Raw genomic sequence first — 24,508 nt, forward strand, 5'->3', positions numbered from 1 at the left:
CTTACATGAGCGAGTTGGATGATGTGCCACGCCTCGTGTCCTCCGGCGCGCAGTGCGCACACCAGGAACGCAAGATTCGGGGCCGGAACAGTATCACCGCGCCCTGTGCAACAGACCCCCGCGAAGGCAGGAATCGGGGGTCTGCAGATGCTCCAAAAACGTAACAATTATCTTGAATCGTTAAATATTGCCGGGTTAAGCAGTCGAAGCTGCGCGGGCGTACACAGGGGGGGTGATGGCTCGCCGAACCGGGTGCTTGACCGGTCTCGCATCTGCAAGCGGATGTTGTTGATTCTTTCGAATTACATCGAAGCGACGAGGCCGCGCGAAGTTTCCTGAAGGCGCGCTGCGGTCCATTTCCGGAGTCGGCCGAGCGGCCTGCCGTGCCTCTTCGGCGGTCACGCACATGGTTACAACCCCGTGCCGCAGACCCGCTCCTCGCGTTGCGCGGCAGCCGGCTGGACATGGCCGGATGTGGCCCGGTTCCCGGTCGATCGAATTGCGGCCGGACCCTCGGCTTGTGCATTGCATCAATTAATTCTTATGGCAAAGGTTCTCATTGCAGCATGGCATACACATGCTCTTTCAGTTGTGAATCGTCTGCGATGAATTGAGGCGTTGGCGCGCCATTCATGACGACCGAGTTCTTTGCCATCAAGGAATAGGGAATTCCCGCCCCGATTTTCTACGGAATCCCGTAGTTGAAAATCGGAGATAAATCGGTTAATTCAATCGGACGAAATTCGCAAAGGCTTCGATCGCCTGGCTGTCGAGGGAGGATCGCCTTGTGCGGAGAGGAATGCGGCGATGGATATGCCTTCCATATGAGCAAGTGAATGGATCGCGACGCGCGAGTAACAATTAATTTCAAATTGAGAGGAAAAGCAAAGGAAGCCGTTGTTTTTGCGATTTTTTGACGGTATTGGCTCGAAAAGATAGAACGTTAATAGTGGACACATTTGCATATTTGTCGTCACACTTTGAGTCATGCCAAGGTCTCAATCGCCCCAATTCCTTCGCCCACGCGCGCATCGATTTGCGCTGGAAAGCCGGCAGCTATTTGATGGCGCCGCTTTTGTGGAGGCCGCCGCGGCGGCACCGGCGGACGCACCGGAGGGCCCGCACGGGGATGCGTCGCATGCCGCCGACGCGGCAGCGCCCGTTGCCGTGCCGCACGGGCGCGAAAGCACGCCCGAAGCGGACGCGCGATCAGGGCCCGGCCCGGCTCCGGCCTCGTCCAGCGAGGTCTACGTCGTCGACAAGAACGTTGCCAATTGGCAGCAGCTCGCCGCCTCGGTACCGCAGGGCGCCGGCCTGATCCTGCTGGACACGGGCTCGTCCGGCGTCGAGCAACTGCGCCAGGCGCTCGAGGGGCGCAGCGGCCTCACGGCGCTGCACATCCTCAGCCACGGCAGCGCGGGCGAGATCACGCTGGGCAACGAAACCCTCGACGTCGCCGGCCTGGCGCGCTCGGCCGGCGCCTGGCAGGCGATCGGCGCGAGCCTGGGCGCGGACGGCGACATCCTGCTCTACGGGTGCGACGTGGGCGCCGACGGGCAACGCTTCGTGCAGGCCCTGGGCCGCGCCACGGGCGCCGACGTGGCGGCGTCGAGCGACGCCACCGGCGCCGCCTCGCGCCAGGGCGACTGGTCGCTCGAAGTCGCGACCGGCCGCATCGAGTCGCGCGCCTTCGCCGCCGCCGACTACGACGGCCTGCTGGCCGCGCCGACCGTGTCGACGACCACGCCGCGCCTCACGGTCAGCGAACCCAGCGCGCTCAACGCGCCGGGCGCCGACCGCGCCACGCTCAGCGGCTGGACGCTCACCGACGACGGCGCGGGCAATGTCACGGTCGACGTGACCGTGGAGAACCCCGCGCTGGGCGCGCTGTCCAGCGCCAGCATGGCGGGCGTCACCACCGTGCCCGGCGGCTACCGCTTCGTCGGCAGCGTGGCCGATGCCAACGCCTGGATCAACCAGCTGGTGTTCACCGCCGCCGACACCGAACTGGGCAACGCCACGGCCACCACGCGCATCCTGGTGTCGATCACCGATTCGGAAACGCCGGCGCTCACCGCCAACCGCGCGCTCGACGTGACGATCACGCCGTCGAACGACCCGACCACGGTGGCGGACGCGGCGCAGACGGTCTCCGAGGGCGGCACCACGGTGCTGACCGGCACCACGCTCGACGCCATCGACCCCGAGGTGACGATCGGCTCGCAGAACACCGGCCAGATCGTCTACGGCATCGCGACCAACACCGCGCACGGCTACCTCACGCTCAACGGCGAGCGCATCGGCGTAGGCTCGGTCTTCACGCAGGCCGACGTGCTGGCGGGCCGCGTCGCCTACGTGCACACGGCCACCGGCGCGGACCAGAACCTGGACGACAGCTTCGTCATCGTCGTCAACGACGGCGCCACGCCGCTGGCCGGCTCCGACCACGCCACCATCACGCTGAACGTCACGCCGCTGAACCAGCCGCCCGTGGTCTCGGGCGGGGGCAGCGTGTTCGAAGGGCAGCCGCCCAACGCCATCGATACCGGCGGCAACCCGGCCTCGGTCGTGGGCAACTTCATCGTCGCCGACGGCGGCGACGACGACGCCAGCGGCGACCTCACGGTGCGGCTGACCAGCCTGCCCACCGACGGCACGCTGTACTTCACGGGCACGGTGCTGATCGGCGGCGTGCCCCAGAACGTCACCAACCGCGCGATCACGCAGGCCGACATCGACGCCGGCTTCGTGTTCGGCTACGACGACCGCGGCGGCCTCACCTACGGCAACAACGGCCAGCGCGACAACAACGGACAGAGCTACCCGTTCACCGACGGTTTCGGCGTCACGGTGAGCGACGCCGGCGGCGGCACGGGCACGCCGTCGTCCACCTCGGGCACCATCGCCATTAACGTGCGCCCGGCCAACGACGACCCGGTGCTCGACCCCGGCAGCACGCTCGAGGCGACCGTGGACCCGGCGGGCGGCGGCTACACCGTCACGCTCACGCCCGGCATGCTCGGCGCGACCGACGTCGACTCGAGCGACGACAACCTGACCTTCGCCGTCACCTCGATGAACGGCCTGAACCAGGGCTACCTGCTGCTCGACGGCAAGATCCTGCCGCCGGGCGGCACCTTCACCATGGAAGACGTGCGCTCGGGCCGCGTGCAGTACGTGCAGACGCAGGGCGCGGCGGCGGGCGACACCGACACCTTCAGCTTCCAGGTGGTCGACAACACGCTCGGGCCGACCTGGGACGCGAACGGCAACACCGTGATCCGCGAGGGCGCCGACCGCAACCCCGACGGCACGCTGAAGACCTACGAGTTCACGATCAACCTCGTCGAAACCCCGGCGGGCAACGGCGATCCGCTGCAGACCATCGACGGCACCGTCACCACCTCGGGCTCCAACCACGCGGGCACCGACCAGAACGGCGCCACGCGCGGCACGCTCAGCGAAGGCGGCTCGGTGGTGCTGGGCGGCACCGGCTCCGACTTCAACACCGTGCCGGGCCTGAGCTACGTGGTCGAAGGCGTGCCGCCGTCGCAGGTGATCTACACCGTCACCGACTACACCGGCACCACGGGGCCGGTGCGCAACGGCGTGCTGCAGCGCTTCGACGGCGCGGCCTGGGTCGACATCGACACCTACGAGACCTTCACGCAGGAAGACCTGAATGCCGGGCGCATCCGCTTCCAGCATGACGGCGACGTGGAAGACTTCGAATCGGCCGTGTCGCTCTCGGTGACGGCCGGCGTCGCCGTCGGCGGCGTGCGCAACGTCTGGAACACCAGCTTCTCGTTCTTCATCACGCCGGTCAACGACGTGCCTGTGGCCACCGGTTCGTCGAACACGGTCATCCGCGAAGGCGAGACCGCCTACCTCACGACCGGGCAGATCCGCGTCGTCGATGCGGACGATGCCACCAGCGAAAGCTACCTCGAAGGCTCGGCCACGCTGCTGAACGGCGACCCGAACTACGCCTTCAACAACGCCGGCAGCGGGCCGGGCGCGATGCAGTTCGAGTTCGACAGCCTGCCCACCGGCGGCCAGTTGGAGTACTGGAACGGCGCCGCCTGGGTGGCCGTGGCCGTGGGGCAGCGCATCGATGCCTCGCTCATCACCGGCAGTGCCGGCACCACGGGCCTGCGCTTCGTGAGCGACGGCTCCGAGGTGCGCACCACCCAGTTCAACGTGCATGCCGTGGACCGCTGGGGCGCCGCGTCGAACCCCGTCACCGTCGGCATCCAGATCACCAACGTCAACGACGCGCCGGTGATCGCGCCCGACCCGACGCAGCCCGACCCGCCCGGCACCGCCAACCAGCCGCTGACCGTGGCCGAGGGCGGGCGCGGCCAGATCACGCCGGGCATGCTCAGGGCCTTCGACCCCGACAGCACGCTCACGCAGCTGCAGTACACGATCACCTCCGTCACCACGCACGGGCGCGTCATGTACTCGACCGACGGCGTCAACTTCGTGGCGCTGGGCGTGGGCTCCTCGTTCACGCAGGCCGACGTGAACGCCGGGCGCATCTACTATTTCAATTCGGGTGACGAATCCGACGGCCATACCGAAGCCAACGGCGATCCGCCGAGCGACCGCTTCACCTTCACGCTGAGCGACGGCGACAAGGAACAGGCCGGCGGCCAGTTCTGGATCTACGTCACGCCGCTGAACGACGCGCCCACGGTGACCGCGCCGGCCGGGCCGATCGACATCGACAGCAGCAACCCGGCGCACAACCCCGTGCCCGGCTTCAATGTCGGCGACACCGACCTGGACGCGGTGATCCAGGGCGAGACCGACTTCGTCCAGGTGACGGTGCGGCTGCTGGACGCCAACGGCAACCCGTTGAATGCCGCGGCCTACGCGGGCGCCACCATCGGCTCGACCTCGATGGGCGGCGTGACCGTCGACGCCGACAAGAACGGCAACGGCGACTTCCTCACGCTGCGCGGCACGCGCGCCCAGGTGAACGCCGCGCTGGCGGGCCTCACGCTCACCTTCGACACCGACCGCGACCAGGCCTACCGGCTGCAGGTGATCGTCGACGACCGCCTGCGCGACACCGCCACCGGCGTGCTGCAGCCCGGCGCCAACGGCGGTCCGCAGAACGAGCCGGGCGTGCCGGGCGGGCCGAACATCACGATCCCGACCACCGAGTACGACTGGTACGCCGACACGGTGCCCACCACCGGCGACATCACGGGCAACCTCGCGGCCGCCTCGGTGCTGGTGCGCGCGTCGAGCGAGAACGACCCGGGCGTGCTGGTCGTGCCGCCCGCGCACACGGTCTATGAAGACCAGCCGACCTACATCGGCACGGGCTTCGTGGTGTCCGACCCCGAGTCGGCCGCCTTCGGCACGCCCATCACGCTGCGGCTGACCGTGCCCAACGGCACGCTGGGCATCGGCGGCACCGGCGGGCAGACGAGCTTCACGCTGCCCAGCGGGCGTGTCGTGACCATCGCCGGCGACAACACCGGCGCGCTCACGCTCACCGGGCGCGCCAGCGACATCCAGGAACTGATCACCAGCGGCGCCGCCACGGGCCTGACCTACCGCAGCGCCACCCACGTCAACCACGACCTCAACGGCGCCGACGCCGGCGACGTGACGCTCACCGTGTCCTTCGACGACACCGGCTCGCAGATCGGCGGCGACACCGGCGGGGGCAGCGTGTCGAACAACCCGCCCGACATGACGATGGCGCTGACCATCGTGGCGGTCAACGACGCGCCGACGGCCGGGCTCACGCCGGGCACCAACCCGAACACGCCGCTGTACCTGACGGGCGGCAGCACGCCGTCGGCCGTGCCGGGCTTCGTCGTGCGCGACCTGGACATCGACGGTGACGGCGGCGGCATCGCGCCCGGCGAAGCCGATTTCCTGCAGGTCACCGTGCGCATCACCAACGGCGTGGGCGCGCCGCTGGGCGCGGCGCAGTACACGGACGGCGGTAGCGACGCCATCACCATCACCTCGAGCAATGCAGCCGGCTCGGGCGTGACCATCGACAGCACCTACGACGGCACCGGCAGCGCGCTCGTCATCCGCGGCACGCGCGCGCAGGTGCAGGCCTACCTCGATGGCCTGCAGGTGGCGCTGGGCGGCAGCCTCGCCAACACCGACCAGACCTACCGCGTGCAGGTCATCGTGGACGACCGCCTGCGCGAGAACAGCAGCGGCGCGCTGGCGGGCGGCGCCAACGGCGGCGAGAACAACAACGCGAACGGCGGCACGGTGGCGGTGCCCACCACCAACGTCAACCCCTACGCGCTGATCCCCGCCGGGCTGACGGCCAACGTGGCCTCGGCCTACCGCACGCTGTTCCCGTCGTCGATCAACGACCCGGCCCACATCGCGGCCGGCAACCCGACGGTGGACGAGGGCAACGGCAGCGTCACGCTGACCGGCCTCACGGTCACCGACCAGGACGCGGCCGCCACCGACGTGCTGACAGCCACGGTGTCGGTGCCCCCGGGCTTCGTCATCAACGGCGTGGGCGGCAGCGGCGGATCGGTCGGCCCGTTGGGCGGCGCCAGCATCACCATCACCGGCACGCTGGCGCAGATCAACAGCCGCATCAACGCCATCTCGATCGCGCTGCCCGACGCCCCCGGCGCCGCGCTGCCGGCCGACTGGAACGGCGCCTTCACCGTGACCGTGGTGGTCAACGACGAGGGCCACACCGGCGGGCGTCCGGGCAGCCTGGCGCCCGGCGACAACAGCACGACCGGCACCTTCGCCTACGCGGACGGGGTCGGCAACCGCCTGGTCACCACGCGCACCTTCGTCTTCACGGTGGCGCCGGTCAACGATGCGCCGGTGGTGGTGGGCGGCACCACCCAGACGCTGCCGAACGTGACCGAAGACGTGGGCAACAACGCGGCCGGCACCCCCGTGGGCACCCTGTTCGGCTCGCACTTCGACGACGGTGCCGACCTGATCGACAACAGCGGCAACGGTGGCACCGGCGGCAGTTCGTCCGACACCTTCTTCGGCGTCGCGATCACGGGCCACGTCCCGGACCCCGCGCAGGGGGCCTGGCAGTACTCGCTGGACAACGGCAGCACCTGGATTCCCGTCGGCGCACGCACCGACGGCACGGCCCTGGTGCTGGCCGCCGACGCGCAACTGCGCTTCGTGCCGGCCGCCAACTTCCACGGCACGCCCACCACGCTGACCGTGCGGCTGGTCGAGACCGACACCAACAACGACAGCGCCACGGCCGATCCCACCTCGGGCTCGACGGTCAACGTGGCGGGTGCCAACAACGGCGGCACCACCGTCTACAGCGCCGGCACTATCGTGCTCAGCACCACGGTGATCAACGTGAACGACCGGCCGACGGCGACCGATGCGACCGTGCCCGCCGGCGTCGAGGACGTCACGGGTGCCGGTGTGCGCGTCGACACGCTGCTGGGCGGCGGCTACGGCGACGCGACCGACAACCAGACGTCCATCAGCGGCGGCGGCGATGCATCGACCTCGTTCGGCGGCATCGCCATCGTGGGCAACAACGCCAACGCCGCGCAGGGCGCGTGGGAGTACAGCCTGAACGGCACCGACTGGCTCGCCGTGCCGACGGGCGCCTCCGACGCCAGCGCCTTGCTGCTGCCCACCAGCGCGCAGCTGCGCTTCGTGCCGGCGGCCGACTTCAACGGCACGCCCGGCGGGCTGGTCGTGCGCGTGTCCGATGCGCCGGTGGCGGCGGGCAGCGGCGACATCAGCGCCAGCGTCAACGACGACACCAGCCAGTGGTCGGTGCTGCGCAACGTGTCGACCACCATCGCGCCGCGCAACGACGCGCCGGTGATCGGCGGCACCACCGGCGCGACCGCGGTGGAGAACAACCAGACCGGCACCGGCGTCAGCATTCCGCCCGTGGCGCTGGTCAGCGGCGGCACGGTCGGCGACCTCGACCTGGCGACCACGCCCGGGCTGGCCGCGGGCGTGTTCGGCGCGGGCTCGCTCACCGTGAGCCTGGACGGCTACCAGCCGGGCGACCAGCTGTTCGTCAACGGCGCGCTGCCCCCGGGCGTCAGCGTCTCGGGCGGCAACGGCGCGCCGCTGGTGGTGCAGTTCGACGCCGACACCACCGTGGCCGAGGTGCGGGCGGTGCTCGACCAGCTGTCCTACCGCAGCAGCAGCGACAACCCGACCGCGTTCGGCACCGACAACGAGCGCGTCTACACCATCGTGCTCAACGACGGCAACAACGTGCAGTCCGGCGGCAACGCGGGCGGCCCGCAGCCGCTGAACAGCAACGTGCTCACCGGCACGCTGACCATCACCGCCGTGAACGACCCGCCGATCGCGGTGGACGACACGCACAGCATCGACGAAGACACGGTCTCGGTCGGCAGCAACGTCATCACCGGGCGCATTCCGGGCGAGGCTGACTCCGACCCTGACAACACCACCGCACAGCTGAGCGTCACCAGCATCCGCACCGGCCCCGAGGCCGGCGCCGGCACGGCCGGCACGCTGGGCAACCCGCTCACCGGCACCCACGGCAGCATCGTGCTGAACGCCGACGGCAGCTACACCTACACGCTGGACAACAGCGACCCGCGCGTGCAGGCGCTGATCGCCGGCGAGACGCTCACCGACCTGTTCACCTACGCCATCTCCGACGGCGCCGGCGGCACCGACATCGCGCAGATCACCATCACGATCCGCGGCGCCAGCAACGACGTGCCGGGCATCACGGTGACCGACGCCAACGGCAACGCGACCGGCCAGGTGACGGTGCACGAGTCGGGCCTGACGAGCGTGGGCGACACCAGCGAGACGGCGGGCGCCGGCTTCAATATCGCGGCGGCCGACGGCATGGCGAGCATCAACGTCGGCGGTACGGTGGTGACGCTGGCGCAGCTGCAGGCCCTCACGCCGGGCGCGCCGATCACGATCAACACGCCCGACGGCCAGATCCGCCTCACGGGCTTCAGCGGCACCACGCTGGCCAACGGCGTCGTGATCGGCGGCACGGTCAGCTACACCTACACGCTGACCTCGGCGCAGAACCACAGCGCGGGCGAAGTGACCGAGGCGGTGGCGCTGAGCGTGACCGACCGCGACGGCGACGTGGCCAGCGGCACGCTCACGGTGCTGATCGTGAACGACGTGCCCACCGCGAACCTCGACACCAACAGCGTCACGGAAGACGCCGCGCCGAACCCCGTGAGCGGCAACGTGAAGACCAACGACCGCGAGGGCGCGGACACGGCCGTGCCGGTGACGGGCGTGAGCTTCGGCGGCAATGTAGGCACGGTGGGCAGTGCGCTGGGCATGGAATACGGCAGCATCGTGCTGAACGCGAACGGAACCTACAGCTACACGCTGAACAACAGCGACCCGCGCGTCAACGCGCTGAAGGACGGCGAGACGCTCACGGACACGGTGAGCTACACCCTCACCGACGCGGACGGCGACACCTCGACCACCACGCTGACGATCACCATCCACGGCCACTCCGACGCCAGCCCCGAGATCGTGCCGGTGGACGGCAACGGCGCGGCCACGGGCCAGACCGAGGTCCACGAGCGCGGGCTGGTCGACGGCCCGGGCGGCCCCGATGCGCGCGAGAACGGCAGCGGCGTCGTCACGGTGTCGGCGGCCGACGGCCTGCAGACCGTCACCGTGGGCGGGCGCACGCTGACGCTGGCCGAGCTGGCCAACCTGGGCACCACGCCGGTCGTCATCACGACGCCGCTGGGCACGCTCACGCTGACGGGCTTCACGGCCACCGGCTCGGTGGGCGGCGTGCCCACGGCGGGCAGCCTGGCCTACACCTACACGCTGCGCGCGCAGGTGCCGCAGCCGGGCGCGACCGAGAGCACCGAAGCCATCGCTCTGCAGGTGACCGACGCCGGCGGCGCCACGGCCACGGGCACGCTCACCGTGCGCATCGTGGACGACGTGCCGCAGGCCACCGACGACACGGCCGCCATCACCGAAGACGCCGCGCCGAACACGGTGTCGGGCAACGTGGCGAGCAACGACACCATCGGCGCGGACGATTTCAACGTGGCGCCGGTGACGGGCGTGAGCTTCGGCGGCGCGGCCGGCACGGTGGGCGCGTCGATCACCACGACCTACGGTTCGATCGTGCTGAACGCCGACGGCAGCTACACCTACACGCTGAACAACGCCGACGCGCGCGTGCAGGCGCTGTCGGTCGGCGAGACGCTGACCGAGCAGGTGCGCTACACGATCACCGATGCCGACGGCGACACCAGCACCGCCACGCTCACGATCACCATCCGCGGCGCCAACGACCTGCCGGGCATCGCCGTCACCGACGCCAACGGCGCGGCGACCGGGCAGGTCACGGTGTTCGAGTCGGGCCTGGTGAGCATCACCGACACGGGCGAGCGCGCCGCCAGCAGCTTCAACATCACCGCGGCGGACGGCGTGGCGAGCATCAACGTCGGCGGCACGGTGGTGACGCTGGCGCAGCTGCAGGCGCTCACGCCGGGCGCGCCGATCACGATCACCACGCCCGACGGACAGATCCAGCTGACGGGCTTCAGCGGCACCACGCTGCCCAACGGCATCGTGACCGGCGGCGCGGTCAGCTACACCTACGTGCTGGGCGCCCCGCAGAGCCATCGCTCCGGCGGCGTGCTGACCGAGGTGACCGAGCAGATCGCGCTGTCGGTGACCGACCGCGACGGCGACGTGGCCAACGGCACGCTCACCGTGCTCATCGTCAACGACACGCCGCAGGCCACCGACGACACGGCCGCCATCACCGAGGACGCGGTGCCCGACACGGTGAGCGGCAATGTGAAGGCCAACGACCGCGACGGCGCGGACAACGGCAACGGCGTGCCGGTGACGGGCGTGAGCTTCGGCGGCGCGGCCGGCACGGTGGGCGTGTCGCTCACGACCACGTACGGCGCCATCGTGCTGAACGCCGACGGCAGCTACACCTACACGCTGGACAACGACAACGCCGCCGTCAACGCGCTCAAGACCAACGAGCAGCTGACCGAGACGGTGCGCTACACGATCACCGATGCCGACGGCGACACCAGCACCGCCACGCTGACGATCACCATCCACGGCCGCCTGGACGGCGACCCGGCCATCGGCGCGGTGGACGGCAACGGCGCGGCCACGGGGCAGGCCGAGGTGCACGAGCGCGGGCTGGTCGACGGCATCGGCGGCCCCGACACCCGCGAGCGCACCACCGGCACGATCGTGGTCTCGGCGAGCGACGGCATGCGCAGCGTCACCGTGGGCGGGCGCACGCTGACGCTGGCCGAGCTGGCGAACCTGGGCACGGCGCCGGTCACCATCGACATGCCGCGCGGCACGCTGGTGCTCACCGGCTTCACGCCCACCAGTTCGGTGGGCGGTGTGCCGACGACGGGCGAGCTGGCCTACACCTACACGCTGGACGGGCAGGTGGCGCAGCCGAACGCCACCGAGAGCACGGAAGACATCGCGCTGGTGGTGACCGACGCCGGCGGCGACACGGCCACGGGCACGCTCACCGTGCGCATCGTGGACGACGTGCCCGAGGCCGTGAACGACACCCATGCCATCACCGAGGACGGCGCGCCGAACACGGTGGGCGGCGACGTGAAGGCCAACGACACCATCGGCGCCGACGACGCCAACGGCGTGCCGGTGACGGGCGTGAGCTTCGGCGGCGTGGCCGGCACGGTGGGCGTGCCGATCACCACCACCTACGGGCGCATCGTGCTGAACGCCGACGGCAGCTACACCTACACGCTGAACAACGCCGATCTGCGCGTGCAGGCGCTGGTCGTGGGCGACACGCTGACCGAGGTGGTGAGCTACACGCTCACCGACAACGACGGCGACACCAGCACCGCCACGCTGACCCTCACCATCCACGGCGCCAACGACGGCGTGACGCTGGTGATCGGCGACAACAACGGCCCCGACACGGCCGGGCAGGCCACCGTGTACGAGCGCGGCCTGGTCGAGCCGGGCGACGCGAGCGAGACGGTCTCGGGCAGCTTCTTCGTCACCGCGCCCGACGGCCTGGGCAGCATCGCGGTGCACGGCACCACGCTCACGCCGGCGCAGCTGGCCGCGCTCGGCACGAGTCCGGTCACCATCGCCACCGACCGCGGGCGCATCACGCTCACCGGCTTCGACGCGGCCACGGGCACCGTGCGCTACACCTACGTGCTGGGCGCCGCGCAGAGCCATGCGGGCGGGCAGGTCACCGACGACATCGCGCTGCAGGTGACCGACCGCGACGGCGACACCACGCAGGGCACGCTGCGCGTGCTGGTGATCGACGACGTGCCCACGGCACGCAACGACGCCACCTCGATCGGCACCGCGCGGCCCGGCGCCACGGCCACCGGCAACGTGTTCGGCGGCGACGGCATGGGCGCGAACGACGTGGCCGACCGCCTCGGCGCGGACGGCACGCCGACACCGGTCACGGGCGTTTCTTTCGAAGGCGTGGCCGGCACCATCGGCGGATCGACGGCGGGCCGCTACGGCAACCTGCGCCTGAACGCCGACGGCAGCTACAGCTATTCGGTGAACGCCAGCAACGTGCGCGTGGCCTCGCTGGGAGACGGCCAGACGCTGACCGAGGTGTTCGACTACGTCATCACCGACGCCGACGGCAGCACCAGCACGGCGAAGCTGGTCGTCACGATCAACGGCACCTCGCAGCACCGGCCGCTCACGGGCGACCAGATGTTCCCGGCCGACTTCGGCGACCCCAGCCGCCGCATCGACCAGTCGATGACCCCGGCGCTGTTCGTGCAGATCGCGGTGCAGGAATCGCAGCGCCTGAGCCAGATGCTGTCGGGCGCCATCGCCGCGCGCGCGCTGGGTGGCGACCGCCTCTTCGGCGAAGACCGTCCCACCGACCTGTGGGGCGAGCCGCAGGGCGTGGACTATGCCGAGCACGTGAGCCGCGACGGCGTGGCCTTCTCGCTGCGCATGGTGCGCGACGTGGAGCAGACGCTCGCTTTGCGCGGCGTCACGGCCGGCAAGCTGGTCGACGGCGCGAGCCCGCTCTTCGGCGACTTCGACAGCTTCTCGGCGCCGCAGCAGCAAGCGCCGCAGGAGGCGCCGGCGCGCGACGGCGGGCGCATCGTGGTGCCGCGCGCCGATGCGGCGCATCCGTCCACCGAGGCGGCGCAGGCCGATGCGGCACCGGCAGCCGGTGCCGCCGCGCCGGTGGCCGCCGACACGGCGCGCTCGTTCTCCAGCCGCGTGGCCGCGGCCGCCGCGGAGCGCGACGCGGTGCGCGACCTGCTGCGGCATCCGCAGCGCGCCACGCCCACCGTGCGCGTGCCCACGAGTTGATCGACGCAGAGAAAAAACGCCGGAGCCATCGAACCATGTCCTACCCATCGAGCACCATGACCGACATTCACAAGCAACCCGCGTCGACCTTCCGTTTCCCCCTGTCGTGGACTGCCGCCGCGGCCGCGCTGATGCTGGCCGGCTGCAGCATGACGCCGGTGCAGCTCACGCGCGACGAGATCGTGGTGCGCGTGCGCCACGACCAGAAGCAGCTCTACAAGGACCAGGCCGCGGTCGCCACGCCCATGACCTATTCCGAAGTGCTGGCCCGCGCGCTCAAGTACAACGCCGACTACCGCCTCAAGCTCATGGAGTCGGCCCTGGCGCGCGGCCTGCTCGACGTGTCGGCCGCCGACATGCTGCCCAAGCTGGTGGCCGACGCCGGCTACAACGACCGCAGCAACGACTCGGGCGGCACCAGCATCGGCATCGAGGACCGCGTGGTGAGCCTGCGGCCCTCGACCTCGGAGCAGCGCTCGCACTACTACGGCCGCGCCACGCTGTCGTGGAACGCGCTCGACTTCGGCATCAGCTACTTCCGCGCCAAGCAGGCGGCCGACGAAGTCAACATCTCGGAGGAGCGCCGCCGCAAGATCCTGCAGAACATCGCGCAGGACGTGCGCAGCGCCTACTGGCGCGCCATCGGCGCGCAGCAGCTCATCGGCGACGCCGACCGGCTGGCCGTGCGCATCGAGGACGCCCTGAAGAAGTCGCGCGAGGCCGAGCGCGCCGGCGTGCTGCCGCCTGCGCAGGGCCTGGCCTACCAGCGTGCGCTGCTCGATGCGATGTCGCTGGTCAACGCCAAGCGCCAGGAGATGCAGTTCGCCAAACGCGAGCTGGCCGCGCTCATGAGCCTGCCGCCGGGCGTCGACTTCACGCTGGTCGAAGGGCCGCAGGACGGTCGCGCGCCGGTCACGCTGGACATCGACAAGCTCGAGGTCGCCGCGCTGGAAAACCGCGCCGAGCTGCGCGAGGAAGACTACAAGGCGCGCATCGGCATCGCCGAGACCAAGAAGCAGATCGCCTCGCTGTTCCCCAGCCTGAACCTGTACGCCGGGGCGCGCTACGACTCCAACTCCCTCCTCTACAACAGCAACTGGAGCGACGCGGGCGTGAGCCTGTCGATGGACCTGTTCCGGCTGGCGGCCATCCCGGCCATCAACCGCACCAACGACGCACGCAAGAAGACCGACGAAGCCCGCCGCCTGGCGCTGACCATGGCGGTGGTCACGCAGGTGCGCGTGTCGGCCGAGCGCTACAAGCTGGCGGTGGTCGACCAGGAGCTGGCGGCCGAATCCAGCCGCGTCGACCAGCGCATGGCCAGCGTGGCGCGCGCCGGCGCCAGCAACCAGCTCGAGAGCGAGCTCGAGGCGCTGCGCGTCGATGCGCGCGCGCTGGTGTCGCGCTTCCAGCTGGCCACGGCCTATGCGGCCACGCAGACCTCGTACGGCCGGGTGCTCAACTCGGTCGGCATCGACCTGATGCCGGCCACCGTGGCCAGCACCGACATCAAGACCGTCGCCAAGGCCATCGAGCAGAGCATGGCCGAAGGCGAGAAGGCGGTGTTCCTCGAAGCGGCGCTGATTCCGGTGCGCAACCGGCCGGTGAGCGTGCGGGTGCGCGACCTGCCGTCGGGCGTGAGCGAAGCGGCGGTGCGCAGCGCGGTCGAGCGCATCGTCACGCGCAACGAGCTGGTGTCCTCGGGGTCGGCCGATGCCCTCGTGCTCACGCTGGCCTTCCAGCGCAACGTGCCGCAGCAGCGCGGCACCACGCGCGCCCAGTGGCGGCTCACGCTGGCCGAGCCGGGTGGGCGCGAGTTGCTGTCGCAGAACTACGCGAGCTACGTGCCGGCCGTGACGACCGAAAGCGCCGTGAGCGCCTTCGCCGAGGCGGCGACGCTGTCGGTGATCACGGACGTGCGGCGCCTCGCGCGCACGGGCGCCACGGTGACGCAGAAGTGAAAGCGAGCCCGCCCTTGAAACCGTCGTCCTTCTCCGCGCTTCGCATCGGCGTGCTCCTGGCCTGTGCGCTGGGCGGTGCCCTGCAGGCCGGCGCCCAGCCGGCGCCCGCGCCGCGCAGCGCCCCGGCGGGTGCGCCGGGCAACCTGGCGCCGGTGCGTTTTCTCGTGGTGGCCGCGCAGGAAAGCGTGCTCTCGGCCTCGGCCCCGGGCCGCTTCGCGAAGGTGCCGGTGAGCCTGGGCGACACCGTGCGCGCGGGCCAGGTGCTGGCCGCCTACGAATGCGACGAGATCCAGGCGCGCCGCGCCGCCGCGCGGGCCGAGCACGAGGCCGCCAAGGTGCAGTACGTGGGCAAGCTGAAGCTGCAGGGCCTGCAGTCGGCGGCCGAGATCGAGGTCGAGCTGGCGGCAGCCAACGTGAACAAGGCGCAGAGCCAGGTCCGCATCTTCGACGCGCAGATCGCGCAGTGCAATTTCGTGGCGCCGTTCGCCGGCAAGGTGGCGCGCGTGCATGTGAAGGTAGGGCAGGGCGTGAACCCCGGCGCGCCGGTGGTCGAGCTGGTCGGCAATGGCCCATTGAAGGCGCGCATGAACGTGCCCTCGCAATGGCTCGCGTGGCTGAAGACCGGCCAGCGCCTGGACGCCACGGTCGACGAGACCGGCGCCGCGGTGGTGTTGAAGGTCACGCGCGTGTCGGGCCGCGTGGACGCGGTGAGCCAGACCATCGAGATCGAGGCCGAGCTCGCGGGCGACGCGGCCGGCCAGGTGCTGCCGGGCATGAGCGGGCAGGTGCGCGCGCCGGTCGGCAGGGGATGAGCGCCGCGCGCGGCAAGGGCGGAGCGTCGTGACCGATCTCGCGTTCCATGCGCTGGCCGCCAAGGTGCGCGCGGCGCAGCGCCCGGCCGACCTGGCCTTCCTGATCTGCAACGAGACCCACGCGATCGCGCCGTACCGGCAGGCCGCGCTGGTCGGCTTCTTCGGCGCGCGCCGCACGCGGCTGGTGGCGCATTCGGGGCTGGCCGATGTGGAGTCCGATTCGCCCTATGCGCTGTGGCTGGCCTCGGTGGCCGACCACCTGAAGGCGCGGCTGGCCGAACTGCCGGCCGCCGCGCGCGTGCTGGCGTTGTCGCCCGGCATGCTGCCGCCCGCGCTCGCCGCGTCATGGGCCGACTGGCTGCCCGACCAGGTGTGGGTGCTGCCCATGACCGACCCCGACGGCCGCGCGCGCGCCGCGTTGTTCCTGGCGCGCGAGGCGCCGTGGCCCACCGAGTTCGACGCCAAGGCGCCCGAGTTCCTGCTGCTGCAAGCGAGCGCGATGTACGGCCATGCGTGGTGGGCGCTGACCGGTCGCCGCCGCTCCATCGGCACGCTGCTGCATGACGCGTGGGCGCGCAAGCCGCTGCGCTGGGCGCTGGCGCTGCTGCCGCTGGCGCTCCTGGTGCCGGTGCGCGAGTACGCGCTGCTGCAGGCCGAGGTGATCTCCACGCGCAGCCAGGTGATCGCCTCGCCGCGCGACGGCGTGATCCGCCGCATGACCGTGCCGCCCAACACGCCGGTGGTGGCCGACCAGACCATCGCCGAGCTCGACGACACCACACTGGACAACCGCCTGGCCGTGGCGCGCGCGGCGCTGTCGACCGCGCGGCTGGAGCTGCACCAGGCTTCGCAGCGGGCCATCGAGTCGCAGTCGGCCAAGGCCGAGCTGAGCCTGGCCGAAGGCAAGCTGCGCGAGCGCGAGGTGGAGGTGAGCGCGCTGCAGCGCGAAGTGGCGCAGCTGCAGATCAAGGCGCCGGCGGCGGGCGTGTTCGTGTACTCCGACCCCGACGACTGGGCTGGCCGTCCGGTGCAGACCGGCGAGCGCGTCGGTCTGCTGGCCGACCCGGCCGTGCTCGGCGTGCAGGCCTGGGCGCCGGTGAGCGAGGCGGTCAACCTGGCGCCGGGCGCGCCCATGACCCTGTTCCTGCGCGTGGCGCCGCTGGACCCGGTGTCGGCCCGGCTCGACCACGCCGGCTACCAGGCGGTCGAGGCGCCCAACGGCGTGGCGAGCTACCAGCTGCGCGGCCACCTGAGCGAGCCCTCGGGCGTGGCGCGCATCGGCCTGCGCGGCACGGCGCGCGTTTCGGGCGAATGGACCGTGCTCGGCTACCTGCTGCTGCGCCGGCCGTTCGCGGCGGCGCGGGAGTGGTGCGGATGCTGAGCGGCACGGCGCCCGCAGGCCGTGGCGCCCCTGCGGGTGCTGCATCGCCGCCGCCGTGGCCGGCATTGCGCGAGGAACTGCAGATCCATCCGGCCGGCGCCAACGGCGACGGCTCGCCGGCCTGGCACGTGTGCGACCCGGTGCGCAACCTGTTCTTTCGCATCGGCTGGCTGGAGTTCGAGATCCTGCAGCGCTGGCCGATGGCCGACGCCGCGCGCATCGCGCAGGCGATCGAACGCGATACCCCGCTGGCACCCGACGCCGACGACGTGGCGCGCTTCCAAGGCTTTCTCGAACAGCACCAGCTGCTGCGCACCGTGCGCCGCAAGCCGCCGATGCCGGCCTGGCGCTGGCTGCTCAACAACTACCTGTTCGTGCGCATTCCGCTGGTGCGGCCGGCGCGGCTGCTCGAGAAGATGCTGCCCTGGGTCGAGTGGCTCTACAGCCGCTGGTTCGTGGCGCTCAGCGCGCTTGCCGCCGGCGTCGGCATGTTGCTGGCCGCGCGGCAGTGGGACACGGTGGCGGCCCAGCTGCGCGGCGCCATCAGCTGGGAAGGCGTTCTGGGCTTTGCGGGCGCGCTCGTGGTGTCGAAGCTGCTGCACGAGATGGGGCACGCGCTCATGTCCACGCGCCACGGCGTGCGCGTGGGGCACATGGGCGTCGCGCTGCTCGTGATGTGGCCGATGGCCTACACCGACACCGGCGAGAGCTGGAAACTGGCGCGCTCGCGGCACCGCCTGGCCATTGCGTCGGCCGGCATCTGCGCCGAGCTGGTGCTGGCCGCGTGGTCGACGCTGCTGTGGGCCTTCATGCCCGACGGCGACCTGCGCAACGCGCTGTTCTTTTTGGCGACCACGGCCTGGGTGCTGACGCTCGCGGTGAACGCCAGCCCCTTCATGCGCTTCGACGGCTACTACATGCTGACCGATGCGCTGGATTTTCCGGGCCTGCACGAACGTGCCGGGCAGCAGGCCAAGCGTGCGCTGCGGCGCTGGCTGCTGGGCTTCGAAGATCCGTCGCCCGAGACGCTGACGCCGGGCTTTCGCCGCTTTCTCATCGCCTTCGCGTTCGCCACCTGGGTCTACCGGCTGGTGCTGTTCATCGGCATCGCGGTCGTGGTGTATCACGCGTTCTTCAAGGCGCTGGGTGTGTTCCTGTTCGTGGTCGAGATGGGTGTGTTCGTGGTGCGGCCGGTGATGGCCGAGCTGCGCGTGTGGCATGCGCGGCGCGGCGAGATCAAGCCACGGCGGCGCGTCGAGGCGGCGCTGCTGCTCGTGCTCATCGCGGCGGTGCTGCTGGTGCCGTGGCACGGCGGCATCTCGGCGCCGGGCGTGATCCGGGCCGGCGTCGAGCAGCCCGTTTTCTCGCCTTACGCGGCGCGGCTGGCGGCGATGGAAGCGAACGACGGCGCGGCCGTGGCGGCGGGGCAGTCGCTGGTCACGCTCGAAGCGCCCGGCCAGACCGAGGAGCGCGAGAAGGCGCGCGTGATGTCCAGCGCCTACGCGCGCGCGGCGCGCGGCGCCATGGGCCTGGAAGAGCGACCGGCGGCGCAGCAGGTGCTGGCCGAGCAGCAGGCCAGCCGTTGGGACACCGAACGCCGCGCGCGCGACGCCGAGCTGCTGCGCCTGCGGCTGGTGGCGGCGCACGGTGGCACGCTGCGCGACGTCGATCCGCTGCTGCAGTCCGGCACGTGGGTGGCGCCGTCGCAGCTCATGGCGATGGTGGTCGACGGGCGGCGCTGGCGCGTGGAAGCGCTGGTGCCCGAGCACGACCGCCAGCGCCTGGCGGCTGGCAGCCGCGCGGTGATCCTCGTGAAGGGCCGCACGCGCAAGCTCGAAGGGCAGGTGCGCGCCATCGACAACAGCCCGGTGCGCCGGCTGCCGCACCTGCTGCTGGCACAGGACCACGGCGGCCCGATCGCGCTCAACCCGACCGCGCAGAAGAAAGACCTGCGTCCGGCCGAAGCCTGGTTCCGCGTGACGGTGGAGGGAGAAGACGACGCGCCGGTCGACGGGGTGCGCGAGGTGCGCGCGCATTTCGAAGGCACCCGCGAGAGCCTGGTCCGCCGCTGGATCCATGCGGCGACCTCGGTGCTGATCGAGCAGTCGGGGTTCTGAACAAGCGCGCCCGCTTGCGCCGACCGGCCACGTGCCGGCAGGCGATGCCCGCGGTCTGCCTTACAGCCGGGTGTGCTCGGAGCGCGGCAGGCGGTCCTGGTCGGAACGCAGGACTGCCAGCATGCTCATGAGCGTCACGCCCGCGGCAAGACCGACCAGGAAAGCAAGCACAACGAGGGAGGGGTCGGTTGTCATGCGGTTCTAACGCCGACCCATCCCGCAAGGTTTACGAGTGTTTACACTTATTTGTCATGTCTGCAGGTCCGGGGTAAACAGGCGTCTGCAAAAGGGTCCCTGTGTTTCGGCACCCACCTGCCACACGGCGTGGCTATAGTCGTTCGACCATGCAGAAACGGATCGAGGTTGTCTTTGTCTCGCGGCGCAATTCGCTGCGCAGCGTGCTGGCCGAGGCCTGTCTTGCCCACCTCGATGCGAAGCGCTTTTCGGTGCGCTCGTGCGGGCAGCCGGGGCGGCTGGCGGCGGACGTGCATCCCGCGGCCGTCGAGGCCTTGGGCAGCGCCGGCATGGCCTTGCCGACCTCGCCGCCGCGCAGCTGGGACCTGCTGGCGCGCGCGGGATCGCACAACGCCGATGTCGTCATCACGCTCGACCCCGCGCTCGAACCGCTGCAACCGCGCTGGCCCGGCCAGCCCGATGCGGCCCTGTGGCCTTACCCCGACGTGGCCGGCGCCAACACCGGCCCGGACGACGCGGCGCATGGCGCGCTGCAGGTGCTGTATTCGCTGCGCCGCCGGCTCGAATTGCTGGTCAACCTGCCGCTCGTGGGCGCCGACCGCAGCGCGCTGCGCTCCGACATCCGCGACATGGCGCACATGCGCTGACGCGCTCCGCTAGGGCGCGGCGAGCCGCAGCACGAAGGTCTTGGTGTGCGGGTCGGTGAGAAACACCTGCGCCACCTGCCAGGCCTGCGCATGCGCGTCGCGCCACGCGGTGGCGTACTTGATGTCCAGGCGGGTCATGGGGGGCTCGTCGAGCCGCTCGAGCCGGCGCCAGAGCCGGTAGCAGTGCGCGACCTGCCGGGGCGAGCCGAGCAGTTCCTCGAGTTTGATGCGGTAGGTGAATGCCGCCACCATCACGTCGCGCACCGTGACGTTGCGGCCCTCGACTTCGATGGTGTAGAGGTGCTCGGCGGAGTGGATCTCGTCCTTCATGCGGCGGCGCGGAAATCGGGGCGGACGGTGTCGACCTGCGGGGCAGGCCGGTCGGGAGGATGCGCAGAAAGAGGGAGACGGATCACGGCCGCTCCATCCTAGATGGCACGCTGTTTCGGCGCGAGTGCCGAAAGTCATGCGGATGTTCACACATGGTGTCCCTTTGCGCGAAGCGCGTGAAATTGTTATTAAACGAAATTAAATGCTAATACCTAGGAACTATGTCCTAGGGCGGCGCCGGCAGTAGCCCTAAGCTCCTCACTGACATGAGCGCCACACAGCAACATCTTTTCGTCGAACTTTCCGACGGTTGGTCCAGCGAGATCGACATCCGCCAGACCACCGGCGGCCGCTATGCCGGCGTGGCCGAACTCCGCCTGCGTGGGCTCAAGCGCGGCGTGCTCGTCTTCATGCAACAGCCCTCGCTGGACGCCGCGCTCGCGCGCGTGCGCCTGCGGGCCAGCCAGTTCGCCCGCGAGCGCCTGTCGCTCGCCGAAGCCCGGACCGGCGCACGGGCGAGCTGACCGGGTTCATCCGCACCCGCCGCAGCCCGCGGTTGAAGTTTTTCTATCCCGGCCATCGGGATTGCCAAACCCGCAGCGCCCGCAAGCGGCGCACCATCGAGGCTCACGGATCTCACCGATGGAGCACACGACATGTTGAAGACCTTCAGGAAAGCCATGGGCGTCGCCATTTCGCTGGCCGGGTTCGTGGTGCTGGTGACCCAGCAACTCTGAACGCCCGGCCTCTTTTCCCGCATGCCGCCGCTCAGGGCCGCGCCGGCAGCAGCGGCGAGGTGTAAACCGCCGGCGGCGGACGCTGCGGATGCACCGAGGTGCCGAAGGTGTTGCCCATGCGATGCCCGGTCGCCGCGCGGTTGAACAAGCCCAGCTGATTGCCCGGCCGCTGCGTGATCGCTTCCGACGCCAGCCCGGGCGCCGTGTCGTCCGGCGCGCGTGCCGGCATCGTGGGCGCGAGCTTGCGGGTCAGGCAGTCGTAGGCGGGCGTGCGCTCGCCGTTCACCACCACTTCGACGCAGCTGCCGTCGGCTTCGCCGCCACCGGAGGGCGGCGTCTGCGCCGCCGCGCCAGTGCCGATCACCGAGAGCATCACGCCGAACAGCCACACACCGACGCGCATCGTTGCACCCCAGGAAAAAAAAGAAGAAGAAACGCCGTACCGCGATCACGGCCAACCCGGCAGTCTGGACCGCGCGCAAGTCAGGAAGAAGACGGAATCTCGCGAGCTCGGAAGTGTGAACGAAACGTCACATGTCGGTCATGCACGGTCGCTAGTCTCGCCCGCACGCTCACCCGGGCCGCACGGCGGACGGCCGCTTTCCAGACCCTTCGTTGCTGCTGTTGATCCTCCGTCACATGACACGTACTTCCGCATCGGGCGGTGGCCTGACACTGTCCTGGTGCCTGGTCATGGCGCTGGTGATGTGCGCCGCCCACGCCGCGGCAGCCGACGACATGGCGAGCGACGCGCCGGCGCTGCATTTCGACCTGCCGGCGCAGCCGTTGGCGCGCTCCCTCGCCGTCTTCGGCCACCTCACCGGGCATTCGGTGCTCGTCACCAGCCGCCTCACCGACGGCCGCGAGGCGTCGCCGGTGCAGGGCGATTTCGCACCGCGCGACGCGCTGCAGCGGATGCTCGTGGGCACCGGGCTGGTGGCGCGCTACACCGGCGCCAGCGCATTCACGCTCGTGCCGACACAGCCGGCGACCGCCGCCCCCGACGAACGCGTGTCGGCGGGCGCCCCCACGGCCGGCAATGTCCCGGCCTTGCAGGCCTACGCGGCCGTGCTGCAGGGGGCGGTCACGCGCGTGCTGTGCATCGCGCAGCCCGACGCCTTCGGCCGCTACCGGCTCGCGGTCCAGTTGTGGATCGACCCGGCGGGCGCCGTCACCGAGGCCCGCCTGCTCGAGGGCAGCGGGGTGCCGGCGCGCGATGCCACGGTGCTCGCCAGCCTGCGCACGCTCGGCCTGGACACGCCGCCGCCGGCCGCGCTGCCGCAACCCGTCACGCTGCTGCTGACCCCGCGCCCCGACCCGGCGCGCGATTGCCGGCCGTACCTGCGCGCGCGCGCAGGCTGAGTCGCATGTCCGAATCGATCAAGGCCTCGCTGCGCGCGCTGTTCCTCGCGCGCTATGCGCAGTTCCGCAAGCACCTGCACCACCGCCTCGGTTCGGAAGACCTCGCCAACGACGCGCTGCAGGAGGCCTACCTGCGCGTGGAGAACTCGACCGTGCGCAGCGCCGTGCGCTACCCCTCGGCCTATTTGTTCCGCATCGCGCTCAACGTCGCGGAAGACCAGCGCAAGAGCAATTCGCGGCTGCTGAGCGTGGGCGAGGTCGAGGCGCTGTACGACATGGCCGACGAGGCCGCCGATCCCGCGCGCGGCGCCGAGGCGCGCAACGAACTCGAGGCGCTCGAGCGCGCGCTGGCCGAGCTGCCGCGCCGCCGCCGCGCCATCGTGCTGGCCGCGCGCGTCGACGAGATGCCGCACAAGGACATCGCGGCGCGCTATGGCGTGTCGGCGCGCACCGTCGAGAAGGAATTGCGCGCCGGCCTGGAACATTGCTGCGAGCGGCTCGGGCGGGATTTCATCCAGCGCTTCGGTCCTGGCGCCGGAAAACAGTCTCCCCATGATGACCGCTGAAGAACCCCAGGCGACCGAGGCCATGAAGCAGACCCTGCAACGCGAAGCGCAAGCCTGGGTGGTGCGGCTCGGCTCGCAACAGGCCACCGAAGACGACGCCCAGGCCTTCCGGCGCTGGTGCGCGCGCAGCCGCGACCACGCGCAGGCCTTCGTGCAGGCACGCCACGTGTGGCAGGCCATGGCGCCGGCCGCGCAGCGCGTGCGCCAGCAGGAAGCGCGCGAGGCGGCCCACCGCCGTCTGCCGGTGCCCGGCCGCCGCACCTTCCTGGGCGGTGCGGTCGCGGCGTCGGTCGCCTACCTCGCGGTGTCGCCGCCGCTGGCGCTGTGGCCCTCGGTCACCGAGTGGGGCGACGACTACCGCACCGCCACCGGCGAGCAGCGCGAGGTCGCCATGGGCGACGGCGTGGTGCTGCAGATGAACACGCAGACGCGCATCAACCTGCGGCGCGGCGCGACGGAGAGCGCGAGCGAAGCCATCGAGCTGGTGTCCGGCGAGGCCGAGGTGCTCGCCGGCGGCCCGGCCTCGGCGCGCGTCACGGTCGCGGCGGGCGGCGGCACGGTGTCGGCGACGCGCGCGCGCTTCAACATCCGCCACCTCGACGGCGAGGTCTGCGTGACCTGCCTGGCGGGCCAGGTCGACGTGGCGCAGGGCACGCAGCAGGCGCGGATCGACGCAGGCCGGCAGCTGCGCTACGGCCCCGCGGGGCTCGGCGTCGTCACCGGCGTGGACACCGGCCCCGTCGTCGCCTGGCGCCGCCGCCAGCTGGTGTTCGACCAGGTGCCGCTGTCGCAGGTGGTGGCCGAGGTCAACCGCTACCGCCACGGCCGGCTCATCCTCACGAACGAGGCGCTGGGCCGCAGCCGCGTGCAGGCCAGCTTCTCCATCGACCGGCTGGACGACGTGGCCTTCCTGGTGCGCGACGTGTACGGCGCCGAACTCACGCAGCTGCCCGGCGGCATCGTGCTGCTGGGCGCCGCCAGCGCCTGAGGCGCGTTGCAGTGTGCCGATCCGCGCGTTCGTGAAGATTTCGTGACATGGTGCAGTCGCGCCGGACCTTCGCTGTCATAGCTCGG

General features: G+C 70.8%; 13 protein-coding genes. 10 read left to right on the forward strand and 3 right to left on the reverse strand.

The window, feature by feature from the left end:
* The first annotated feature begins 1,077 nt into the window (after nucleotides 1-1,077).
* The 5 genes from ACAM52_RS07020 to ACAM52_RS07040 are packed head-to-tail and all read left to right on the forward strand — an operon-like array spanning nucleotide 1,078 to nucleotide 19,597.
* The gene (locus tag ACAM52_RS07020; RefSeq protein WP_369646533.1) at nucleotides 1,078-13,326 is read left to right on the forward strand and encodes a VCBS domain-containing protein; all 12,249 of its coding nucleotides are present in this window, start codon (nucleotides 1,078-1,080) and stop codon (nucleotides 13,324-13,326) included.
* Between the two features lie 35 nt (nucleotides 13,327-13,361).
* Entirely contained in the window at nucleotides 13,362-15,287 is a 1,926-nt protein-coding gene (locus ACAM52_RS07025) for a TolC family protein (protein ID WP_369646534.1), read from the forward strand.
* Between the two features lie 14 nt (nucleotides 15,288-15,301).
* Complete coding sequence (locus ACAM52_RS07030) at nucleotides 15,302-16,099, forward strand: efflux RND transporter periplasmic adaptor subunit (protein WP_369646535.1); 798 nt, start codon at nucleotides 15,302-15,304, stop codon at nucleotides 16,097-16,099.
* Nucleotides 16,100-16,127: 28 nt separating this feature from the next.
* Complete coding sequence (locus ACAM52_RS07035; RefSeq protein ID WP_369646536.1) at nucleotides 16,128-17,480, forward strand: efflux RND transporter periplasmic adaptor subunit; 1,353 nt, start codon at nucleotides 16,128-16,130, stop codon at nucleotides 17,478-17,480.
* Nucleotides 17,474-19,597: an HlyD family efflux transporter periplasmic adaptor subunit gene (locus ACAM52_RS07040; RefSeq protein ID WP_369646537.1), complete on the forward strand. Its 2,124-nt coding sequence runs from the start codon at nucleotides 17,474-17,476 to the stop codon at nucleotides 19,595-19,597. The genes ACAM52_RS07035 and ACAM52_RS07040 overlap by 7 nt, the downstream gene beginning before the upstream one ends.
* A gap of 60 nt (nucleotides 19,598-19,657) precedes the next feature.
* Here ACAM52_RS07040 and ACAM52_RS07045 read toward each other — a convergent pair whose 3' ends face one another.
* A complete protein-coding gene (locus ACAM52_RS07045) occupies nucleotides 19,658-19,792 on the reverse strand; it encodes a hypothetical protein (protein WP_260684871.1) in 135 nt (44 codons plus the stop codon).
* Nucleotides 19,793-19,941: 149 nt separating this feature from the next.
* Between ACAM52_RS07045 and ACAM52_RS07050 the strand changes: the two genes are divergently transcribed.
* The gene (locus ACAM52_RS07050; RefSeq protein WP_062482660.1) at nucleotides 19,942-20,439 is read left to right on the forward strand and encodes a low molecular weight phosphatase family protein; all 498 of its coding nucleotides are present in this window, start codon (nucleotides 19,942-19,944) and stop codon (nucleotides 20,437-20,439) included.
* A gap of 9 nt (nucleotides 20,440-20,448) precedes the next feature.
* On the opposite strand, the gene ACAM52_RS07055 is transcribed toward ACAM52_RS07050, so the two are convergent.
* A complete protein-coding gene (locus ACAM52_RS07055; RefSeq protein WP_062482657.1) occupies nucleotides 20,449-20,769 on the reverse strand; it encodes a hypothetical protein in 321 nt (106 codons plus the stop codon).
* Between the two features lie 266 nt (nucleotides 20,770-21,035).
* Here ACAM52_RS07055 and ACAM52_RS07060 point away from each other — a divergent pair, with 266 nt between their 5' ends.
* Nucleotides 21,036-21,293, forward strand: a complete 258-nt coding sequence (locus ACAM52_RS07060) for a hypothetical protein (protein WP_095947032.1) — start codon at nucleotides 21,036-21,038, stop codon at nucleotides 21,291-21,293.
* A gap of 244 nt (nucleotides 21,294-21,537) precedes the next feature.
* Here the strand turns inward: ACAM52_RS07060 and ACAM52_RS07065 are convergent, their stop codons facing one another.
* Nucleotides 21,538-21,909, reverse strand: coding sequence for a hypothetical protein (locus ACAM52_RS07065; protein WP_369646538.1), 372 nt, complete (start codon nucleotides 21,907-21,909; stop codon nucleotides 21,538-21,540).
* Between the two features lie 236 nt (nucleotides 21,910-22,145).
* Between ACAM52_RS07065 and ACAM52_RS07070 the strand changes: the two genes are divergently transcribed.
* The 3 genes from ACAM52_RS07070 to ACAM52_RS07080 are packed head-to-tail and all read left to right on the forward strand — an operon-like array spanning nucleotide 22,146 to nucleotide 24,422.
* Nucleotides 22,146-22,868, forward strand: a complete 723-nt coding sequence (locus ACAM52_RS07070; protein ID WP_369646539.1) for a secretin and TonB N-terminal domain-containing protein — start codon at nucleotides 22,146-22,148, stop codon at nucleotides 22,866-22,868.
* 5 nt (nucleotides 22,869-22,873) lie between these two features.
* Nucleotides 22,874-23,434: an RNA polymerase sigma factor gene (locus tag ACAM52_RS07075; protein ID WP_095745876.1), complete on the forward strand. Its 561-nt coding sequence runs from the start codon at nucleotides 22,874-22,876 to the stop codon at nucleotides 23,432-23,434.
* On the forward strand, nucleotides 23,421-24,422 hold the full coding sequence (locus ACAM52_RS07080) for a FecR domain-containing protein (protein ID WP_369646540.1): 1,002 nt from the start codon (nucleotides 23,421-23,423) through the stop codon (nucleotides 24,420-24,422). The genes ACAM52_RS07075 and ACAM52_RS07080 overlap by 14 nt, the downstream gene beginning before the upstream one ends.
* The last annotated feature ends 86 nt before the right edge of the window (nucleotides 24,423-24,508 follow it).

It is taken from the genome of Variovorax sp. V118 (genome assembly GCF_041154445.1).
GTDB classification, from domain to species: Bacteria; Pseudomonadota; Gammaproteobacteria; order Burkholderiales; family Burkholderiaceae_C; genus Variovorax; species Variovorax boronicumulans.

Bases quoted from the DNA above. Each gene is read 5' to 3' on its own strand.
- ACAM52_RS07065 (WP_369646538.1), bottom strand. From the start codon at position 21,909: ATGCGCGTCGGTGTGTGGCTGTTCGGCGTGATGCTCTCGGTGATCGGC.
- ACAM52_RS07075 (WP_095745876.1), top strand. From the start codon at position 22,874: ATGTCCGAATCGATCAAGGCCTCGCTGCGCGCGCTGTTCCTCGCGCGC.
- ACAM52_RS07080 (WP_369646540.1), top strand. From the start codon at position 23,421: ATGATGACCGCTGAAGAACCCCAGGCGACCGAGGCCATGAAGCAGACC.
- ACAM52_RS07050 (WP_062482660.1), top strand. From the start codon at position 19,942: ATGCAGAAACGGATCGAGGTTGTCTTTGTCTCGCGGCGCAATTCGCTG.
- ACAM52_RS07045 (WP_260684871.1), bottom strand. From the start codon at position 19,792: ATGACAACCGACCCCTCCCTCGTTGTGCTTGCTTTCCTGGTCGGTCTT.
- ACAM52_RS07060 (WP_095947032.1), top strand. From the start codon at position 21,036: ATGAGCGCCACACAGCAACATCTTTTCGTCGAACTTTCCGACGGTTGG.
- ACAM52_RS07070 (WP_369646539.1), top strand. From the start codon at position 22,146: ATGACACGTACTTCCGCATCGGGCGGTGGCCTGACACTGTCCTGGTGC.
- ACAM52_RS07025 (WP_369646534.1), top strand. From the start codon at position 13,362: ATGTCCTACCCATCGAGCACCATGACCGACATTCACAAGCAACCCGCG.
- ACAM52_RS07040 (WP_369646537.1), top strand. From the start codon at position 17,474: ATGCTGAGCGGCACGGCGCCCGCAGGCCGTGGCGCCCCTGCGGGTGCT.
- ACAM52_RS07055 (WP_062482657.1), bottom strand. From the start codon at position 20,769: ATGAAGGACGAGATCCACTCCGCCGAGCACCTCTACACCATCGAAGTC.